The sequence below is a fragment of the Lysinibacillus sp. NPDC097214 genome (assembly GCF_050277945.1).
GTDB classification, from domain to species: domain Bacteria; phylum Bacillota; class Bacilli; order Bacillales_A; family Planococcaceae; genus Lysinibacillus; species Lysinibacillus xylanilyticus_B.
The window spans coordinates 22,139-42,105 of record NZ_JBNNSS010000016.1 but is presented as its reverse complement, the minus strand read 5'-3'; the positions used below and the strand labels follow the sequence as shown (position 1 = coordinate 42,105).

Here is a 19,967-nt window from a genome sequence, read left to right as displayed (position 1 = left end):
TTTCGGCATCCACAATCTCATATAATTCACATTCCACTTAGTTGATGAAAAACGCTTACGCTTCATGCGAAAAGTTCATTCTGCAACGTGAATTCACATTCCACTTAGTTGATGAAAAACAAAGTATCCAGCGGATCTAAAGTTCCGTTTTATAACATTCACATTCCACCTAGTTGATGAAAAACTTATATATAGAATTTCTATTTCTGCTGATCCTTCGTAATTCACATTCCACTTAGTTGATGAAAAACTTCGAAAAAATTAAAACTGACGGTACAAATGTTTATATATTCACATTCCACTTAGTTGATGAAAAACGTAACAGAAAATAATAAGCCTATGTATATTAATAATAATTCACATTCCACTTAGTTGATGAAAAACATACAGCTGCAGATTTTGAAGCACAGATAGCCAAAGTATTCACATTCCACTTAGTTGATGAAAAACGATAAATGAATTTTATGCTTGCATTTCCGTTTTTTGATTCACATTCCACTTAGTTGATGAAAAACCCACCCTAAAGGCATTTAAAAAAACCTTTATTACCAAGGGTTCAGAGTGTCTTATTTATTATATCATTTATCATTTTTGCAGTACATCGCTAATGGTCATTTTCAAATCATTATAAAAACAATTACAAACTGTGGTATATAAGGCTTTTATCAAATTTTATATAAAAACAGATTCACTGCAATTTATAAAAACATACTTTCAAAATCTTTCTCAATGCCGTAAATTACCTTTTTAATGTGCTTAGGATTTGCAATTCGATAGACATAAATAGAATCAACAGCTGGGTTTGCTTTTGTTGCAATTTCAGCCATGCATTTCTTTAATAATCCTTCTGTAATTTCACCTTCAAACAATGAATTTTGCGTCCAAGTTAAATATTTCTTTAATACTTTATGCACTTGGCGACACGCTTCGCACCCAAATCATACGCAACTAATACAACATCCTACCACCATGCCTTTAAAGCTGTATAATCTTCATCTCCAATTAAATGCTTGATGAACTTACAACACTCTAAACAAATTAAAAATCGATATATCTTCACTTTGCATTCCACTCTGTTAATGAAAAACAACGTCGCACAGCGCACTTTGCGAAGGGCATTTAAATTCAAATTCCACTTAGTTGATGAAAAACGATTAAGCTTGCCAATACCAAAAACTGTAGCTCGTTCATTCACATTCCACTTAGTTGATGAAAAACCGACTCTACCTGAATTATCAATGGATGATATGTGGTAATTTACATTCCACTTAGTTGATGAAAAACAAAGTATCCAGCGGATCTAAAGTTCCGTTTTATAACATTCACATTCCACCTAGTTGATGAAAAACTTGCATGTTCTATCCATTCGATTGCTGTGTAATCCATATTCAAATTCCACTTAGTTGATGAAAAACCCCAAGCGTCTGCTAGTAGTTGCTCTGCAGTCTTTTATTCACATTCCACTTAGTTGATGAAAAACTTAAATCACAATACACGATATTTTGCTCTGTTGGCATAATTCACATTCCACTTAGTTGATGAAAAACCAGGGCACATCAAACTACGAATCTAGTACAAATACATTCACATTCCACTTAGCTGATGAAAAACGCCAACAGCAAAAAAAGCTACAACAATCATGATGCCATTCACATTCCACTTAGTTGATGAAAAACGGGTAACTCCCAATTGATTTTTAGAGCTCTTTCATCATTCAAATTCCACTTAGTTAATGGAAAACAAAATTTCATGTCCAAGTTTGGATTTTCCTTTGGTTCATTCAAATTCCACTTAGTTGGTGAAAAACATAATCTGCTAAAATACCGATGATTTCAGTCGCTTTATTCACATTCCACTTAGTTGATGAAAAACGGAATACCTTTCCTGTTTCTTTCGCTTTTTCTAGCAAATTCACATTCCACTTAGTTGATGAAAAATCCACCCTAAAGGCATTTTAAAAAACCTTTATTACCAAGGGTTCAGAGTGTCTTATTTATTATATCATTTATCATTTTTGCAGTACATCATCCCCCTTATCAGAAATTAGCACCTTCAGCTATTTCATAAATAAGACCCTTTTCTTTTGTATATCGAAAAGCAATTATCGGATAGTTTATAAATTTATCAATTGCAATAACATCATATTGAAATTCCTTTTCAGCCATTTTAAACACCCATTTTGGAATAGATATTGTATAATCTTGGAACTGATTAAGAAGCGTTATTCGTTGTTGTAAACTAGGCTTCTCTTTCAACCTCTCCTGTATTTTTTGTATTTCCTCTTCCTTTTCTTGATATACCGCAAAAGGAATAATCGTTTGATTTTCAATATCACGTAATGTTGGCTTTTCTTTTGCTTCATATGGTAAAACATTTTCAAGATGTGTTAACGTTACGTCAAGTTCCCTTAAATAGCTGCAATTATCACCAAGTGCTTCTCTACTATAAATTTGATTAATAATATCCATCTTTGTTTTTTCTTTTAGAAGTTGATTGTTATATTGCAGTAACACTTCTTTTGATTTTTGATAAACCGTATAATCTACAACTGATCTCTTATCATTCTCAGATACCCCAGATGGCAATTCATAACCAGTAAATACATAGACATTCGGTGTTGTATCTTTATAGTCTCGTCCACGATACACACGCCCCATTCGTTGGAACAGCCCTGTCGCTTCCGATAATTCCGTAAATAAAATATCAAAATCAATGTCTACACTTGCTTCTACTAATTGAGTAGTAATCCAAATGCCTGTCTCATCACAATCCCTTTTACCTAATTTCTTGATAGACTTCTCTTTTTCGTATCTATCATTCTTAATAAATCGGCTATGCAGTAAATTCACTTCACAATCCGCATCAATAAATGCATCATATAATTCTTGTGCCTTCTTAACTGTATTGACGATAATTAGCACTTTTTGATTTAGCGAATGTGCAGCTACTTCTTCCACTGTTAGATCTCGTTCTATAATTTGTATAACATGACGATTCATCACTTTTCCATATTCATTCAACTTTAAAAATGGATTATCTGGTTGCTTAAAAGGGATATTTAATTTATGCATCGCTTCAATAAACAATGGAGGTAAAGTTGCAGTCATAATTAAAAATTTACCACCCATATCCGTAATATACTTTAACCCCATTAAAATGAAAGCAACTAAACGAGGGCTATACATTTGTATTTCATCAATAATGAACTTGCTGTATGAAAAAATGGCTAACTTCAATTCAAATCCTGGATATAATCCGACAAAGTCAATCACTTGGTCCAGTGTTGTGATGGTTAACGGTTGTGCCAATTGTTTCGTATGATTTATTGCAAATAAATCTAAATCTTGATCACCTGCTCGTTTTGCATATTCCGAGCGCATATCGCTATGCAGTAACCCTACTTGCTCATATCCCAAATCCTTATGAATTCGATCATATATCGCATTTATCGAAACCTTTAATGGCAGTGTGAAAATACCTTTATCTTGTCCTAGCCAGTAAAGAGCCCCTTCTGTTTTTCCTATACCCGTTGACGCAATGACCACATGATTATCATTTTGATGTTGGGATAAATACTCTTGCAACTCGTTTTTTCTATAGCCCAATGATTTAAAATACTTATCCAATGTACCGAATACGTCCCCTGGAGCAATTTCTACATCAAGATGACCACTTGCAGCAAAATCCAATTTATTTAACAACCCTTTGATACGAACGAAATGATATAAATTTTCACGCACTCGTAAAAATTCTTTATCAGTGAACTTCCCAAAATTATGTCTAGGTATTTCATTTACATTAAATCCTTCGGCCGCTAATGCCGAAACATAGTTTATCAAATCATGTTCAATTACTTTTTTACAATCTTCTAATCTCTCTTCACTTCTTTCATGATGATAGTATACGGCTAACATCAAAATATGAACTTGTTCTTTACCATATCGTTTTAACAATTCTTTCAACGGTATATATGCACAACTTAAATAGGCATGAGGTACTTCTTCTATACCTTCTAATAAATCCAATTGTTTATTCTCTATTTTTCGTACCTTATTTTGAAATTTGGTATTCGCTTTCCCAACATCATGATATTCGGCCGCTTCTGCTAAAAGTGCCCAATCTTCTTTACTTAATGCCTGCGGATATATTTCTTGAAGTTTACTATGTCTGTCTAATAACTTGTCAGTATGCTCTCTAATGGTCTCCGTTACACTTTTATCTGCCCCTGATTTAGCCAACAGTTCCGTAAACATTTCTTTCATCTCCTTAAAAAAAGAATGGGATAACTCCCATTCTTAAGCTAAAAACAATACATAACCATCTGCGTCAAAATAAATGTCATTCCATGCATATAGCTGGTTCGTGTCCGATGCAGGCACATGAAAAACATTCACCTTTTGCCATTGTCGAATTTTCTTCCCCTTAGAAATTTCCAGTTGCTCATACACTTTATTCAAGCGATAAGTAGTACCTAGTTTTTTATAAATTTTCTCATCATTAGTCAAGTGCTGAGGTAAATAAATATCATATAAAACTCCAACGTCAGAATCTGTAAATTCCCCTACAATCTCTACTTCCTTCACTACATTAATTTGTAATAAGTCCTCACGTCGACCAAGTGATAGATATTCTACTGGCGATTTCAATGCATCAACAATAATCGGTATATAACTTTCGTCCTCTGGAACTATATGCAATACAAGTTCTACATCTACTAACAATTCTGTTGTCGAAACACCCCTAATAATACCTTGTGCTTTACCCTCTGTCAGTTCTACTTTCAGCTGATGTCGATCTTCCTCAAAGGTACTCCCAGCAAACTCATAGCGTGTCCATAAATCATTGACTTTCGAGTGGCATTTGCCTTGAATACTCACTTGCATGGGTACGTAGCTTGTAAAACCACATGCTGCATGTACCATACCAATCACCGTTGAATATGGTGGCAGCGGATAGGATTCCTTCAATTGAAAACTTGTCGGCTTACGATAATTCACCAAATTTTGATAGGCCTCAATACGAATTCCTTTCATATCCTCACCCTCTTATTGATAGTAGTTTATAACTGCCGCTTCAAGTTCTTTGAAAAATTCAGCCATTGACTTAGCTTGAAGTACTTGCTCAATTTCTTCATCATTTGCTAAAAGGCCTTTTACTAAACCGACGTGTGTTTCTTTCTGTACATGTTCATCAAGCGCTAATACACTTTCGATTGTAGCCACAGCAAGTTTATTTTCTTTTAATTTTAAACGATTTTCAAAAAATGGATTTTTATAATCATAGACACCACCGATAGCAAATATCGGTGATAAATTTTCACGACGACCTTTAATGTCACGATATAAAAACTTTAATGATTGCAGTAATGCCGTTACACGTTCAGCACGCTCAGCCAATGGAATTTCAATATTATCATTCGCATCTATGCCCACTTTGTCTAAGTCAATTGTTACTGTGTAAGCATAGAAGGACTTATGAATTTCACTTTGTGCAATATTTCCACCTTTTAGATTGTCATCATTTGTCGCAGCTTTATAACGATCAAATAACCCTTTATTCGTTAAAAATTCAAGATCTGTATTATAGCTTTCAAGAGCTACTGCATTTGATAGTCTTACCACAGCTGCACGTGTTTTAGTAGGCTTGACCGTTTTCATATAACCAAATAAATCAATTTCAGCATAGTCTGCAATTGTTGCTTCAGGATGGAATTGTATTACACTGCGGTCTACTCCTAATGGAGTATTATTAACCTCCATTTGATCGACGATGTTGTAGCGAAGCGCTTGACGAGAAAGGTATGTATACATTTCATGGTCTCCACGTGAAATCTTTTTGAGCGAAGTTACGTTACCTACACCCTCACCATAGTTCGCGCTCTCTGCTTCAAAAATGATACTTAATGTTAAGCCTTTTTTATTCATTTGTTGTATCCTCCTTCTCATCTTCTGATTTTTCGTAACCGTTTAGACCTATCAAAAATGCATAACCAATTGTTTGGAATTTTTCAATGTCATTTAATGCTTGAATAAAGAATGTTGGTATTGCTAGTTTTTCATTCTTTTTATAGCTATACGCTTGGAAAATCGTATCCATAAATTTATTAGGATTTTTTACTTTCAGCGCATTTAATAGTCGATATGAAATTGCATTTAGCTTTGCTTCCTGCCCTCGATACGCCTGCTTTAGGTAATAACCACTAATACGAATTTTACGTAACTCTTCCTGTGTCATAAAATGCGCCCTCCCTTTAAATCTATTGTTTGAAATATTCAGTATTTTATAGATAGAAGCCATTCCTTTAAAATCGTCATCAATAACTAGACGCATTAATCGGTATAGTAAATCTGCAAAACCTTGTCCATTGTAAAAGCGTTGTAGCACTTCTTGATAAAGACTTAAATACTCGTCATTTTCCTTAGCAAATTTCCCTACTAAGAACTGAAAATCTTTCCGACTATCATACATTTGTTGTGCCTTTTCACGTGATAACATATTAAATGTATACGGTCTCGACTCTGAATTCCGGTCAAATTTAACAATTTGAATATTATCAATTTCTAATAACTTTTGGTTTTCTGCCTGTTGTCCCATTAAATCTAGAAGTTGATAATAAGCCATTGATTCTAAATCGTCTCTTGATAAGTCCACTTTTCCTGCCTTTAATGATATAGAATTGATTGAAATTAAATCGTCTACAGAACGGTTGTTATTTATAAACAATCCAGCCCCTCTTACCAAAGTAAATCCTAGTGGTATACAACTATACACAATATTACAGATTGGACAGATAAAGATGTCTCGTTGGTGATCCCAATAATGTGAGGATTTTCTCGCAGCATCTACTCCAACTTTCTGTACCCACGTTAAATCAAACGCTTCTGTGGCCGACTTCTTTTTAGTTGTCGACTTCATCTTATTATCACAACAAGCACAAGATAATTTATTTTTGGCATATTTCTTTTCATCTTTTTTCGTTTCTAAATAGTTCTCAGCTGCCTGAATAAAGTGATTTTCATATTCTACGTACAAATCTTTTTTACTAGCATCTCTATTTAGCAGCGATACATTTGACCAGAAACCTTGAATTACTTGGTAACTGAGAATACGTGGTACAATATAGCGTTTAGCTTGCTTATGTTCTAAAAATGATAGACACTCTAATAATTCTCGTGCCATTTCAGTGACTTGTAGTTGCACATCTGCGACCGTTTCTTTTTTCTTCTTATTTACTTTCTTAAATGCCTTTGCTGAAGCTTCAAAATCATAGGGAATTTCCGTTAGAAAGGGATATACATTTTTATAACTATTTGAAGTGAGCCATCTTTTCATGTTGTCTATAAGTGTATTAAATCGTTCTAGCTCCTTTTCTTCGGTTATCCCCTCTATACATTTTTTAACAAACTGTTTACTGTTGGTATTTACCATTTTATAATAACTAGTTTCAGAACCATAAAGGTCAACAAGCGATGCAAAATAGTGCTCTTCAAAGTTGCTCAAGTTACTTTTAGCAAATGTAATGGTTTGTCCGTTTTTTTTGTACGGTAGCTTTACAGAGTCAAATACTCTGCAAAGTCCCAATATTCCACTATTGTAAAGCACGTCGTCTAACTGCAATTCAATCATATCTCTCACCTCCTATTCATTGATCATTTCGATATGTCCAAAAAATAAAGCTCTTCTGAATCCCAATCCAGCCTGTGTAAGAATAGATAAATCTTCTGGATGCCCCTCTAATATAAAGTTACCTTCATAGGCATTCATATATAAAATTCCCTTATCATTTAAGTTTGAGAACTTATCGTGCTTTAATTGCACAACTTTTTTACGCATTGCAATCGGTGTAAAAGTTATCGGTTTATATAATGATCGGCCCATGATGGATTTCATGCATTCGTTTGCAGCATAATTTAATTCTGTTACATATGATGGATCATCTATCTCAAGATATTTTCCTAAAGAATTTTTTACGATAATCGGTGAATTAGTTTTCATTAGGGCTCTATTTGACTTTGGTAGCTTTTGTGGAAGTATTTGAATTTTTTCTAAAGTTAGTTTGTAAGATTGATATTTAAAACATTGTTGTTGAACAAAACCGTTATAAAGATAAAGCATGAATTCTGCATCTGGAGAGGAAATTGTAAGACGTACATCCCCTTGAATTGAGAATTCTCCGTCTTCTAAAATATACTTATTCAAATAAATAGCTCCAGTAAATGGACGCATCATTTTATTGGCTTGGTTCTCCGAATATTGATACATCTTTTTCTGCATTTCAGGATTTGAATTTGATAAGGCTGATTTTACAACACTCGCAAACAAAAACTGATGATGTCTCGGCAATTTTTTTGTCTTGAAAACTACCAACAGTTCCATTTTTACCACCCCTTTCCTTTGTTTAATTCCACTATACTTTATATACCAAGATTTTACAATTTTAATTTATTAATTACATAATATTAAGTATGGCTTGAAAATCTAACTCTTATTTATTCAATCATTATTTATGTTATATTTATAAGGTCTTAACAATGTGGAATGTAAATTACTTTATATTAGTACATTTAATTAACTACGTGGAAACAAAATAAAATGGGATATCCGCTCGTATCGTATAAGTGTTTTACTTGGCTACTATTACTACCTATATTGTACTGATCCGATTAGACTCATAATGTCCATCAAAAGGAAAAGTATCAGAAAATTAAATCCTTTCTACAATTCAACTAATCTCACTATCTTTCACACGGTCGATTTGCTTTTATCATGATTATTTTTTTTGGAAGGTAATACTATTACAACAAAAACTAACGATTATCCCCGCTACCTTACATCCAATCGACCATAAAACTTCCTAAAATGAAATAAAGCATAAACCTTCCGAATGGAAAATTTATGCTTTGTGTCACACGTTCGTTCTTCTATTTGCATTGCTATGACCTTGACAGGGTGATCACCTATGTTTACATCTACTGGTAGAACCTCTTTACAGGTAACTCACATATCACCGACAATAATATGGTCACCGTGGTTAACTCTATAGATAAGGACTGCATCTGGGTCTTTCATTTCGGGTTGCATGTAATAGTCGCACTTAGTTCTTTATTATTTATAAAATTCATAAAGGACCCCCGTTGAACGTGTAGAGTATGGATACCAGGTTACTTTTGAGAAGGTTACATGGTGTCTAAACAGTTTAAGTACCTTATAATAATCACCTAACGTTTTGATACGAAACGGTTTACCATTGACGTACTTTTGCATAAGTCTCTTAGGTATTTCAAAATCAGCCTGAGCGTCCTCTGTTACCATAATCTCTGAGAAATACACGTTGTAATCTCCAAGAGGAACATTACAAATCTCTTTAAACCCTGATTCTGAGAGTTCTCCATTTTTAATAGCTCTTTGGATGGCATCATAAGTGAATTGTCGGGTATATGGCTCAAATTCAGACCAATTTGTAATTTTAAAATTATCCACTTCATTGTGATAATGTAGAAAAACTCCACACAATGGATCTATACCAAAAGCAAAAAATTTGTTCTCATATTCATATGTTTTTTTCATAACTACACTCTCCGTAGAATAATTTATATTTGCATACTTAATTATTCTTAGTTCCTTTTACCATTAATATATCTTTCTAATAGACTTGGAAGATGTAATGTATCTTCTAAATCAACTAATCGACTGTTCATGGCATCTTCCAGTTCATCTTCTGTTAGTCCTGCTGTAAGCAGGGCATTTCGAACATATATCTGTAAATCATCAGGCAATAATACGACAAATTCCTTGTAAAATAAGCTGTAATTTTTCATAAGTTATCCCTCTATTTCGCGGTATTTAGAGTAGCCGTTTTTAACGAAAACTCATTTAATTATCTGCATTTGAATTTGTTGAGCTACAAATGAAGGGAATAACTCGTATTCAATAGATAAGGCTTCAACAGGAATTTCTTGCGATGCAGCTTCCTGGTAATACCCGTACGAATCCATCCAACCTACAATCTGTAAATCAATAACTAATTCTTGCTCATCCTTCTCGCGGCCTATGATACTATGCCACTGCACAGTATCGGAGCACATACAGGCTTGATTATTAATCATGACATTATGAATCTTGAGATCACGAATAAAACAAGTCGTTGGTATTTGAAGTCTTGCTTCAAGCTGCATATAATTCATCCTCTCGTAAGCTATTAATATAGCTATGAATCGCTTTCGATTTAGAAGGACGAATCTTTTGGAATACTTTTAGGATTTGTGAAGCAATAGCTTTCCCTAATCGTAGAGGTACACCATTAGCCAGCTGTTGTTGCATAGCACCTAACTTTCCAACGAATCGAAATGAATCAGGAAGGTCAAACAAGCGTGCTATCTCTCTAATACTCAAAATTCGATTCTCTGTAGGGTGTAAAATATTCGATTTACGTACATTGGGTAACGTAATTGAAGGTAAATCCCATGAGAGTCGTCGGAGAATATTAGAATGAGTCAATCCTTTTCGCATTTTGCCACGTAAATGGTTAGGCAACGCTTCCCAATTACCACCTGCAGGTATATAAGCAAACCGCTCCTTAGTTTCTGGTCTAGGAACACTCACGTCCTGTTGATTAACGATAGCTTCATGAATACCTTGGAAAGCATCAGCTACAGTGTTGTATTCATCTGGTGAATGAGTTGCATCCGGCAGTTCAATACGTCCTATACGTGAGCCTATTAAAATGCAGCGTTTACGACTTTGCGCGGATCCGTAGTCAACAGAATTCAATACACCTGTTGTAATTTCAAAATCCTTCAATGCTTCATAAATTTCCTCTGCAAATTGGCCATCCCCGCCTGTTAGTAATTCAGGAACATTTTCTAACACAAAGACTTTGGTAGCCGGATTGCCTTTAATAATCCTTAAATACTCTTTTAGGAGTAAATTATTGGGGTTATCGAGGTAATTCGTTCTTCTATTTGCATTACTATGACCTTGGCACGGAGGACCACCTATAATCACATCTACAGGAGGTACCTCATCACAAGTTAACTCACATATATCACCGACATGAATATGGTCACCGTGGTTAACCCTATAGGTTAATGCCGCGTCTGGGTCCTTTTCTAATGCGAAAACAATACGATAATCCTTAATTGCTGCGAAACCTGCATCAAGTAGTCCAGCTCCGCTAAAAAATGAAGCAACTGTAATAGCTTGGGCTAGGGAATCTGTATTAGCGTCTACACCTGCAGCTGCAAATAACTCGGTTTTATCAAATGAAACCGATGTAGTATTATCATCTGCTGTGGAAGTAACGATAACTTGATCATCCGCTATCGATATATCTAACTTATCTGCATCAGAAAAGAGTTCTAATACATCTTTGCTTCTTATGTCTAGAAGCGGGATGTAATTGTTTCCGGACTTCTTTCTGGAAACTGTGACTTCTCTTTCGCCATCAATTGAAGGTGAGATAATTAATTTTCGTTCGGTACGGTCCAATTGATAGCGAACTTTTGTACCGATCGGAAATAATGAAATGTCACTAAATGTAATTCCTCTTGCAGATGCTTTTATAGTTTTTATTTTCATATAATCTCTCCTTAAACAAAAAATACCCATGAACAATTTGTTCAAAGGTATCTGTTCTTTATTAGCATTAAATTAACTTCTAGAAATAAGAAGGAGCGGCATCATTAGTCCAACAGTAAGGTTCAGAGAACTTGCCTTCTAGAGAATTACTTAATAATGTCATCTAGAAGAAAAATACATCCTCGTTAAAATAAGACATTAAGTCAAATAATTCGCCCCAAGTATTTACTAAGAATTTATACTCTCCTGAATAATGATGAATTAGTTCAGGTTTAAGTGGGCCTTTAAAATCTTTAGAAGTACCAAGTTCAAAATACACTTGATGTTCTCCTCCTATAGAAGTCTCTTTTATTACCGACAAATCCGTTTCCTGAATTGCTTCTATGACACCATGATAAGTAAGACGCTTGTCAAATGGATAAAAATGAGTGAAATTAAGATATTCATCATTTAAATCTCTCGTAATAAACAAGCCGCCTAATTGGTCAATTCCGTAAGTGTAAGACGCTTTAGTTTCTGGATTTACATAAGAAAATTGCATATTCATTCCTCTTTTCAAAGTCATTACATAAAAATCATACCCATTCCAATGTCTAGCAGTATTTACAGGCATTTAACACAAAAATATTATCCATATTAACCCTCCTATTAAGGTGAAAGAACGCAAAAAAGCCTTCGGTCAATATGAAAACAACATACATTAAGTACGTGAATTCAAATTGCCCAAAGGCTTGTACAATACGCTCTCCGTCGTTACTATATAGAGTAGTAAGACCACCAAATAATTAAAACTTAATATAAATACTATACTACATTTAGAGAAACTTGGAAACTCTTAACTTGCATATTCTAAAAGAAGTAACTATAACTAAATTATAACTTTGAAATGAGGGGATAATCATGGATATTGCTATTCGGGAAAATGGCGTATCAATACAGGCGGTAGATACTATACCGACACTTCAAGCAGCAGTGGATCGAGCTGAAAGAGAATCTTTGCCACTCTTCGCTTATTTTAACGATGCGGATGTTGTTACGTGGTACCTTTATACATCAAATAAACTATTAAAGGATCGTTCACGTACTAAAAGGACAATAAAATCTTATGAACGTGAGATTAAACAATTTATTCAATATATCCAACTGTATCAAGATGAGATGGATTTAGATGTAGAATGGCAGGATCAACAGTTCTTGCGTTCCCTATCGCCTCGTCATATACGTAAATACCAGGAGTGGTTAGCAACAAGTAGTCCATATGTTAAAGAGAATGCTGAGAAGGATAAGACAGGATATTCGGTGTCAACCTTAACGAGAAAAACGACGGTACTAAAACAGTTTTTCCGCTTCCTATATCAGAATAAATATATATCAGAACCTTTACATGAAGGTTTAAAGTCAGTAACCGTTAGAAGCGATGATCGTCCGAATCGTGATATGGGTACAGAAGACGTGGTGCGAGTGCTTGATGCTTTTATAAAAACCAAAAACATATTTGCGTTTACGATTGTTCAGCTGTTAGTAGCGACGGGTATCCGTAATGAGGAGCTCTGCACACTTCAAATCCAATCAATAAAGCGTAATATAAACGGTGAAGATTATTTGGAGATAATGGGTAAAGGAAATAAAAGACGCGATGTACCACTAAGGTCATCAGTCAAACAAAGCATTGTTTATTATAGGCAAGCAAGAAATGTCTCACCTATGGAAAGTGCTGCTATAGATAGCCCGTTGATTCCTACGAAGATGGGAACATTCTTTTCGGCATCTTATCTAACTCAAACACTTCATAAGGAAATGGCCAAAATACAACACCTTTTGCCGTTCGATGTTAATCGGATAACCCCTCACGTCTTTCGACATGCATTTGCGATTATATCGCACGAAAATAAAGTGGAGCCGTATGATATTATGAGATCCCTTGGTCATGAGCGACTGGATACAACGATGATTTATCTAGAGAAGATATTTGCCCAGGAACGACATGCTAGTCATCAATGGACTAATAACATTAGTAATTATTTATAGACAATATAAAATAAAAGCAGCTGATGATAGACACTGTTGTAGCTTTTGAATAAACTTCGATTAAAGGAAAGAATCCATTTTGATCAATCTTTTTTCAAAATGGATTCTTTTTATTTATTGTAAAATGCTGGTTTGTGGGATTTTTATGATCAAACCTTATTTCAAAGCAACACCAAGACAAGTAACGGGCCAATCGAAGCTTCCGTGCACGACGATCCACTTGATGCACAATTACCCGCCATATTAAGATTTACTAAAAACGATTCAACACATCCCAGCAAAGCTTACGTTGAATGCATGCGGCAACACATTTGCGTATCACCATTAACATGGAATGTAAGTGCTTCTTCTAAGCTTTTACTTCCCGTGAATCCATTTCCTTTTCTCTACGCAATTTATCCGGTGTTACATCATTTCCTAGTGGATCGAGTACAGTCATTTTTGAAAAAGTTTCGCGAATTTGTCCGCGAATTTCGCGTAAGTAGTCTTTGCGTAATACTTGTTGCTCAATCCGTTCAGCACTTGTCAAACCTTCTTCACGCTGTTTTTTCGCTAATTCATTAATACGCCCTAAGTTATTTATCATCTTATTTCATCTCTATTCTCTTCATTAATTTTGCTTATAATTTATAGCATGAGTCACTTTTAAAGGTTTTGGTGCAAAAATATCTAAACAACAGCAATTGACCTCTAAAACATGGACATTATATTCTGTTCCTACTTTTTTACAATAAACAATAATAAAATGACATATTTCCTGTACTCAACAGAAAATATGTCACTTACCCTTTATATGCTGAGTCTTTTCTTCTCATCACCTACAGTTGTTTTACCACTATGACCATTATATAAAACAACGTCCTCTGGCAATGATAGAATCAAATTTAAACTTTGCATCAGGTCCTGTTCATTTCCACCTTCATATTCAGCGGTTCCAATACTACCTTTAAAGATTGTATCACCAACAAACGCTACATTATCCTGTGCATTATAATACATAACTTGATCCATTGCATGACCGGGTGTATGTGTCATCGTCACTTTAAAATCTGAATTAGCTGACAGTTCGAATATTTCACCTGATTGTACATAATGCACATCATCAACTATGATATGTCTATTGCATAAAGCAGATAAGTTCATTCTCGCATTTTGCGTATATTCCCTTCCGAGTTCGTGCATGTAAACAGGAATATTTAATTCATTTCTAATTTTATCGACTGCACCTATGTGATCAAAATGTCCATGTGTTAATAATATTTTTTCGATATGATAACCGTTGGATTCTATCACATGTAATATTTTTTCTGCTTCTGCACCGGGATCAAATAAAAACCCATGTTTCGTATCCTGATCAATATATAAAAATGCATTTACATAAAATACATCTCTTACTGTTAATTGATGTACAACGCTTCGATTATTAATTACATCCATCAATACCACAGCTCATTCCTGACAAATCATTATTCTGACTATCATCCTGCATTGCTTCTTTTAAGGCCATTTTAAATGTTTCGACATGCTGAGCACCACTCAAAGTCATTTCTCCATTAATCAAGAAGTAAGGTACACCTCGGACTCCCATTACATATGCCTGCTTTTCATCTTTACGTACATCACTTTCAAATTCATCGGAATTCAAGACTTTTTCTACTTCATTTTCATCTAGTCCATTTTTTACAGCAATTTCTTTTAGTACATTTTTATCGCTCAACTCTAAATTATCAGTGAAATAGGCTTTGAATAAATCTTTTGCAATCGTTTTATTTCCCTGTTTTTCTGCATAATGTGTTAAGCGATGAGCATCCATTGTGTTTGTATATCGTGTAGTATAATATTTGAAATCAATACCTTCTCCTTTACCATACTGCTCTATTTGTCTAATTCTTTCTGCCGCCGCACTATTAGATAGACCATATTTTTTTGCGAAACGATCTTCTGTATTGGATACGACTTCGTAACTAGCGTCAGGGTCTAATTCGAAACTTCTCATTTCAATATTTACTTGATCTTTAATTCCTAGCTCATTCATTGCTTTTTCCAATCTCGCTTCTCCAATATAACAGTAGGGACATGCATAATCTGACCATATTTCAATTTTCATTACTAGTTCCTCTTTTCCGATTTTTAGTATTATCTCAAAATTTATAGCTTCGTTTCGATAAAGTTTGCTAACTCATGTATCAGTTGCTCATTGCGTTTATAGTACGTCCACTTTCCGATGCGTCTTGCTTCGACCAGACCTGCACGCTGTAAAGTTGATAAATATTGAGATGTAGTAGACTGATTCATCTCAAGCTTATCTCTAATCAGGCTTACACAGACCCCTATTTCATCCATTTCCTCTATCGCTTGTCGCTTTGTATCAAAATGCGTTGTAGGATCTTTTAACCAGTATAAAATCTTCAGTCTCGCTTCATTAGATAATGCTTTAAATAAATCTACCTGATCAAATTGAATTTTCGTCACGACTTCACCTCACTATCATTTATATACATATCATCATATCACGATATTACGATATGTAAATATATAAGCTCACGATTTTTTGCATGGTGTTATCAAAAAAAAATAGGCTAAAGAAATAATAAATGAGGTAAAAAAATAAAGCATTAACAATTGATCAGAAAGACTTCAGTATTAAAACCATTCAAAAACACCCCTCGATCTCTCGAGAGGTATTTTTGAATTTCCTGCTTGTTGGAGCTATTTTGATAGCAGCTCTTTATGTCGGTTTAAAACAAAGTTGAACTGTTTTGAAAAAGTCGCACCATTTTGAAGAAAGTTTAATCGTTTTAAGCCTATCAAAATCAATAAAATACCGTTATATCAACATTTATATTTAATTTTGATCAAACTTTTTTATAAAAAGTAGTCCCTACAAGTAGAAGAAAACCATCGTTTTAATCAATCTTTATTCAAAACCACGGCTCTTCGTATGCAGTGAAATCAAAAGTTTAGAGAAATTTTTAATCAAACTTTATTCCAAACCAACAAAAACGCCCTCTTTACTTTCCTTAAATAATACTATAACATAGTAAAAGTTAAGTACTCTAATTAGAGTACATTGAATGGAGTATATTTTGAGAAGGGATGTAAAGAATGAAATTTAAACAGTTTACAAAGTTACAAGGCTTTGGTGCGTCTATCTTTATGGGTGTTTTTTATGCGGTCGCAATGCTATTAATCTTCTTACTAGGTTACACAGCATTACCAGGAAATATGGACGAGCTTAAAATTGCGCTTGTGAATGATGACAAGGGCGAAGCAGGAACTCAAATTGCAGATCAACTAGCAGAAAGCTTACCATTTGAAATCACAACGAATATTTCAAATAAAAAAGCGTTAGATAAATTAGGGGACAACAAATATTCGTTAGTGATTCATATTCCAGAAAACTTTTCTGAGAATGCACAATCAGGTAAGTCAGCTCAAATTGATTTCACAGTGAATGAAGCAAGCGCCACAATGGTATCTTCTTCAATGAAATCAGTCGTAACAGAAATTAATAATCAATTAAGTGCAAGCTTCTCAACACAAACAGCGAAAGGCGTTCTTTTAAATATGAACGTACCTGAGGAGCAAGCAGATGCGATTGCAACACAAATTGAACAAGCTTATGTAGGCAACTACGTTATCATGAACGATGTGCCAGACGGAATGCAAAACAACATGTTACCAATGTTCTTAACGATGGCTTGTTACGTAGGGGCAATGATTGCAGCGATGCAGTTAGTACAAGCCTTTAATCAAAGCAAAGGAAAAACATCAAGAGCGAAACTTTTCGGTTATGTACAATTATCAGCCCTTATCATTGCAATTGTTTCATCTATTTTCGCAGTAGGTATTGCGTTCTTAATTGCAGACTTAGATACAGATGCTATTTTCAAAGTTTACGGTCAACAAGTATTGTTATACATGGTAGCGTTTAACTTCTGTGCAATCTTCACATTCTTAATCGGTGAAGCGGGTATGATTTTAAATATTCCAGTATTACTGTCACAAACTATTGCCAACGGTGCAACAATGCCACGTGATATGATGTACAGCTACTTCGATGTAGTAAGCTATATCACACCAATGTATCATTCGGTACAATCTTACTTTGCTGTGATGTTTGGTTCAACTGAACAAGCACCATTCCTATGGGGCTTAGTATTAGTAGGTGTAGTTGCAGTACTGATTAATGCGTTAATCGTTACACTTGTACACAAAAAAGTACCTGTAGAAGCATCTGCAAATGTACCTGTAAATGTACCTGTAAAAATACAACACCAATCTTAAAAGACTAGAATTGAAGGCTTCAATCATCGCAAGAGGTTGAAGCTTTCTTATTTGTTCGGTACAGTAAAGGAGGAGGTGCCTCATGTCAATCCAAATATATATTTTAAGTAAGTTATTAGAAGGGGAAAATTATCCTTATAAGTTGAAAAAGGAATTATCAAAGCCTATTCCATTCGATAAAATGGGCAACTTAACTGAAAGTAAGCTCTATTACCATTTTGAGTCACTGACAAAACAAGGACTAGTCGAACCAGGTGAGATTATTAAGGAAGAAAATCGTCCAGACAAGCAAGTTTTTGCGATCACTGACAAGGGCCGTGAACAGCTGCCGAACAAGATTTATGAGCTATTTGAAAAGGCGAAAAATATTCCGGAAATGGTTGTAGGCATCATGTTTTTACGACATGTAGAAAATGCTCTAGTTATCCCGATTTTAGAGAAAAAGCTAGAATCTTTACAAGGGAAGCAAGAACAATTACAGGCAATTTACAACCAAATCCAATTAGATGATTTAATGAAAGAAAACGTAGATTTTATCCAATCATATTATTCAGAAAACATTGCGAATGAAATTCAATGGTTAGAAAAGCTTATTAGGAAATTGAAGGACATTAAAGAATAACGGCATTTTTCATAATTATATTTATCAATCTAATAAGCGAAGATCAAAGCAAAATACCAACTCTGATGTCAGACATTATATAGTAAAAAAATAAGGGATAGAGGAGCATAATAGGAATTGCTCCATCTATCCTTTTTTGTACTACAAATTACTTCATTTACTACAACAACTTGATTATTTTAATAGGCTGTTTTCTCAACGATTGTTGCTATAAAATAGTGGGTCTTATTCAACAATATGGCCCGATTGTTGAACACAAGTTAAACAACACTATTGAACTATCCTGCCCCGTTAGTTTAAGTACATTTCTTCACGATCTCTAAAAATCTATATAGGTGAGATGTTTTTAATCAAACTTAATTACAAATTATCAAACTTTTTTATAAAGTTACAACTATTATGTTTACTATCAGCTGCTTTTGATATTTTTGTTTGGATATGAAAACTTTAATTTTACTACCTTATTTAAATTAATGTTTGGAATATCTTTTAAATACTTATTGTTCTTTATTTCAATACGCATTTCTTCATGTTTAGAAAATTTCATCCTAACATAGATTAAACTATAACTTAGGAAAACAGATACAAATAGAATGGAAAATGAAATAAGAGAATAGTGTGTGAGGTACCATGAACGTAAGCTTTCATTTAAATATAGTAAATTAAAATAAATCGACATCGATATTAAAAGCAATAGTATTAGAAATGAAGGTATATATAATGAATGTCTTTTATAAAGTGCTCTTTTAAATCTATAGGGCTTTGCTTCAAAATTAGTATTCTCTTTATCCGTTAATTCTTTGGTACAAAGCTTCCTAGAATCTATGTACTTAACTTTTTTGTTTTTAATTTCGAGTATCGGTACAATATGCGTATTTTCCGGGCGTGCGTAAGCAAAAATTAGCCCTTCGTCTTCAGAGGCTGGTGCATCATGTGAAAGGTAATGTTTTCTACCTACCACCTTAGCATCAACGTTTAATCCAGGCACATATTCCTCAATAACCTTCTTAGCTTCAGGAGAATTGATGAATTTTTTATATTTATTCATATTGAAAAATTCACCTACCATTGAATATTTCCTGTTTTCTCCAACCGCTTCCTTGGTTAACTCACCAATGAATTTTCGCATTGTTTTTTCATCCAATACGTCCTGATTATTATTGGCTAAATGAAGGTTAATGGCGAATGTAAGTGCGTAGATACCACAATTGGAACCGTATTGGCTGAATGTAATTGCTTTAACTTGTTTTTTATCCATTTCTCCTAAACCTCCTATTTAATAGCCGTATTTAACTTACGTCCCCGTTAGAGGGAATAAGAAGTATTTAAAAGGTGCAACCAAAAGTTAGTTACACCTTTCAACAACATTACAATTCAATCATTTTCACTTTCCGTTTCCCAACTTGTACAACTACTCTATCAGTCAGTATAGAAAATACAGGGGTCGTCGCAG

The 19,967-nt window shown here is 34.2% G+C and carries 18 protein-coding genes, 1 pseudogene and 2 CRISPR repeat arrays (1 of these 21 cut by a window edge); of the genes and pseudogenes, 3 read left to right on the top strand and 16 right to left on the bottom strand.

Annotated features, from left to right (window positions below):
* Positions 1-515: direct repeats of the CRISPR family, unit length 29 nt; unit sequence ATTCACATTCCACTTAGTTGATGAAAAAC; it reaches 691 nt to the left of the window's first position.
* A gap of 183 nt (positions 516-698) precedes the next feature.
* The 11 genes and pseudogenes from cas2 to ACQKMI_RS22920 form a co-directional block, all read right to left on the bottom strand.
* A pseudogene (cas2, locus tag ACQKMI_RS22970) lies at positions 699-937 on the bottom strand (CRISPR-associated endonuclease Cas2).
* Positions 938-1,122: 185 nt separating this feature from the next.
* Positions 1,123-1,938: a CRISPR direct-repeat array (repeat unit 29 nt; unit sequence ATTCACATTCCACTTAGTTGATGAAAAAC).
* 98 nt (positions 1,939-2,036) lie between these two features.
* Entirely contained in the window at positions 2,037-4,253 is a 2,217-nt protein-coding gene (gene cas3, locus ACQKMI_RS22965; protein ID WP_427492708.1) for a CRISPR-associated helicase Cas3', read from the bottom strand.
* Positions 4,254-4,295: 42 nt separating this feature from the next.
* Positions 4,296-5,033, bottom strand: coding sequence for a CRISPR-associated protein Cas5 (gene cas5 / locus ACQKMI_RS22960; protein WP_427492706.1), 738 nt, complete (start codon positions 5,031-5,033; stop codon positions 4,296-4,298).
* 12 nt (positions 5,034-5,045) lie between these two features.
* The gene (gene cas7i, locus ACQKMI_RS22955; RefSeq protein WP_427492705.1) at positions 5,046-5,924 is read right to left on the bottom strand and encodes a type I-B CRISPR-associated protein Cas7/Cst2/DevR; all 879 of its coding nucleotides are present in this window, start codon (positions 5,922-5,924) and stop codon (positions 5,046-5,048) included.
* A complete protein-coding gene (cas8a1, locus tag ACQKMI_RS22950) occupies positions 5,917-7,626 on the bottom strand; it encodes a type I-B CRISPR-associated protein Cas8b1/Cst1 (protein ID WP_427492703.1) in 1,710 nt (569 codons plus the stop codon). The genes cas7i and cas8a1 overlap by 8 nt, the downstream gene beginning before the upstream one ends.
* A 12-nt stretch (positions 7,627-7,638) precedes the next feature.
* Positions 7,639-8,376, bottom strand: a complete 738-nt coding sequence (gene cas6 / locus ACQKMI_RS22945; RefSeq protein ID WP_427492701.1) for a CRISPR-associated endoribonuclease Cas6 — start codon at positions 8,374-8,376, stop codon at positions 7,639-7,641.
* A gap of 729 nt (positions 8,377-9,105) precedes the next feature.
* A complete protein-coding gene (locus ACQKMI_RS22940) occupies positions 9,106-9,567 on the bottom strand; it encodes a hypothetical protein (protein ID WP_427492699.1) in 462 nt (153 codons plus the stop codon).
* 47 nt (positions 9,568-9,614) lie between these two features.
* Entirely contained in the window at positions 9,615-9,818 is a 204-nt protein-coding gene (locus ACQKMI_RS22935; protein ID WP_427492697.1) for a hypothetical protein, read from the bottom strand.
* A gap of 51 nt (positions 9,819-9,869) precedes the next feature.
* Complete coding sequence (locus ACQKMI_RS22930; RefSeq protein WP_427492695.1) at positions 9,870-10,175, bottom strand: hypothetical protein; 306 nt, start codon at positions 10,173-10,175, stop codon at positions 9,870-9,872.
* The gene (locus tag ACQKMI_RS22925) at positions 10,165-11,577 is read right to left on the bottom strand and encodes a DNA cytosine methyltransferase (RefSeq protein ID WP_427492693.1); all 1,413 of its coding nucleotides are present in this window, start codon (positions 11,575-11,577) and stop codon (positions 10,165-10,167) included. The genes ACQKMI_RS22930 and ACQKMI_RS22925 overlap by 11 nt, the downstream gene beginning before the upstream one ends.
* A gap of 163 nt (positions 11,578-11,740) precedes the next feature.
* On the bottom strand, positions 11,741-12,118 hold the full coding sequence (locus ACQKMI_RS22920; RefSeq protein WP_427492691.1) for a hypothetical protein: 378 nt from the start codon (positions 12,116-12,118) through the stop codon (positions 11,741-11,743).
* A gap of 359 nt (positions 12,119-12,477) precedes the next feature.
* On the opposite strand from ACQKMI_RS22920, the gene ACQKMI_RS22915 reads away from it, so the two are divergent.
* Positions 12,478-13,605, top strand: a complete 1,128-nt coding sequence (locus ACQKMI_RS22915) for a tyrosine-type recombinase/integrase (protein WP_427492689.1) — start codon at positions 12,478-12,480, stop codon at positions 13,603-13,605.
* Positions 13,606-13,954: 349 nt separating this feature from the next.
* Here the strand turns inward: ACQKMI_RS22915 and ACQKMI_RS22910 are convergent, their stop codons facing one another.
* From ACQKMI_RS22910 to ACQKMI_RS22895, 4 genes are all read right to left on the bottom strand, one after another.
* On the bottom strand, positions 13,955-14,191 hold the full coding sequence (locus ACQKMI_RS22910; RefSeq protein ID WP_427492687.1) for a DUF896 domain-containing protein: 237 nt from the start codon (positions 14,189-14,191) through the stop codon (positions 13,955-13,957).
* 203 nt (positions 14,192-14,394) lie between these two features.
* Positions 14,395-15,042, bottom strand: coding sequence for an MBL fold metallo-hydrolase (locus ACQKMI_RS22905; protein ID WP_370048527.1), 648 nt, complete (start codon positions 15,040-15,042; stop codon positions 14,395-14,397).
* Positions 15,029-15,712, bottom strand: coding sequence for a DsbA family oxidoreductase (locus tag ACQKMI_RS22900; protein WP_328203623.1), 684 nt, complete (start codon positions 15,710-15,712; stop codon positions 15,029-15,031). The genes ACQKMI_RS22905 and ACQKMI_RS22900 overlap by 14 nt, the downstream gene beginning before the upstream one ends.
* Before the next feature lie 41 nt (positions 15,713-15,753).
* The gene (locus tag ACQKMI_RS22895) at positions 15,754-16,068 is read right to left on the bottom strand and encodes an ArsR/SmtB family transcription factor (RefSeq protein ID WP_291754431.1); all 315 of its coding nucleotides are present in this window, start codon (positions 16,066-16,068) and stop codon (positions 15,754-15,756) included.
* Between the two features lie 642 nt (positions 16,069-16,710).
* Between ACQKMI_RS22895 and ACQKMI_RS22890 the strand changes: the two genes are divergently transcribed.
* Positions 16,711-17,892 (top strand): YhgE/Pip domain-containing protein, encoded by a 1,182-nt coding sequence (locus ACQKMI_RS22890; protein WP_427462954.1) that lies wholly within the window; start codon positions 16,711-16,713, stop codon positions 17,890-17,892.
* Between the two features lie 82 nt (positions 17,893-17,974).
* Entirely contained in the window at positions 17,975-18,514 is a 540-nt protein-coding gene (locus ACQKMI_RS22885; protein ID WP_427492685.1) for a PadR family transcriptional regulator, read from the top strand.
* A 409-nt stretch (positions 18,515-18,923) separates the two neighbouring features.
* Here ACQKMI_RS22885 and ACQKMI_RS22880 read toward each other — a convergent pair whose 3' ends face one another.
* A complete protein-coding gene (locus ACQKMI_RS22880) occupies positions 18,924-19,772 on the bottom strand; it encodes a hypothetical protein (protein WP_427492683.1) in 849 nt (282 codons plus the stop codon).
* Positions 19,773-19,967 lie beyond the last annotated feature (195 nt).

Bases quoted from the DNA above. Each gene is read 5' to 3' on its own strand.
- cas3 (WP_427492708.1), bottom strand. From the start codon at position 4,253: ATGTTTACGGAACTGTTGGCTAAATCAGGGGCAGATAAAAGTGTAACG.
- cas5 (WP_427492706.1), bottom strand. From the start codon at position 5,033: ATGAAAGGAATTCGTATTGAGGCCTATCAAAATTTGGTGAATTATCGT.
- cas7i (WP_427492705.1), bottom strand. From the start codon at position 5,924: ATGAATAAAAAAGGCTTAACATTAAGTATCATTTTTGAAGCAGAGAGC.
- cas8a1 (WP_427492703.1), bottom strand. From the start codon at position 7,626: ATGATTGAATTGCAGTTAGACGACGTGCTTTACAATAGTGGAATATTG.
- cas6 (WP_427492701.1), bottom strand. From the start codon at position 8,376: ATGGAACTGTTGGTAGTTTTCAAGACAAAAAAATTGCCGAGACATCAT.
- ACQKMI_RS22940 (WP_427492699.1), bottom strand. From the start codon at position 9,567: ATGAAAAAAACATATGAATATGAGAACAAATTTTTTGCTTTTGGTATA.
- ACQKMI_RS22935 (WP_427492697.1), bottom strand. From the start codon at position 9,818: ATGAAAAATTACAGCTTATTTTACAAGGAATTTGTCGTATTATTGCCT.
- ACQKMI_RS22930 (WP_427492695.1), bottom strand. From the start codon at position 10,175: ATGCAGCTTGAAGCAAGACTTCAAATACCAACGACTTGTTTTATTCGT.
- ACQKMI_RS22925 (WP_427492693.1), bottom strand. From the start codon at position 11,577: ATGAAAATAAAAACTATAAAAGCATCTGCAAGAGGAATTACATTTAGT.
- ACQKMI_RS22920 (WP_427492691.1), bottom strand. From the start codon at position 12,118: ATGCAATTTTCTTATGTAAATCCAGAAACTAAAGCGTCTTACACTTAC.
- ACQKMI_RS22915 (WP_427492689.1), top strand. From the start codon at position 12,478: ATGGATATTGCTATTCGGGAAAATGGCGTATCAATACAGGCGGTAGAT.
- ACQKMI_RS22910 (WP_427492687.1), bottom strand. From the start codon at position 14,191: ATGATAAATAACTTAGGGCGTATTAATGAATTAGCGAAAAAACAGCGT.
- ACQKMI_RS22905 (WP_370048527.1), bottom strand. From the start codon at position 15,042: ATGGATGTAATTAATAATCGAAGCGTTGTACATCAATTAACAGTAAGA.
- ACQKMI_RS22900 (WP_328203623.1), bottom strand. From the start codon at position 15,712: ATGAAAATTGAAATATGGTCAGATTATGCATGTCCCTACTGTTATATT.
- ACQKMI_RS22890 (WP_427462954.1), top strand. From the start codon at position 16,711: ATGAAATTTAAACAGTTTACAAAGTTACAAGGCTTTGGTGCGTCTATC.
- ACQKMI_RS22885 (WP_427492685.1), top strand. From the start codon at position 17,975: ATGTCAATCCAAATATATATTTTAAGTAAGTTATTAGAAGGGGAAAAT.
- ACQKMI_RS22880 (WP_427492683.1), bottom strand. From the start codon at position 19,772: ATGGATAAAAAACAAGTTAAAGCAATTACATTCAGCCAATACGGTTCC.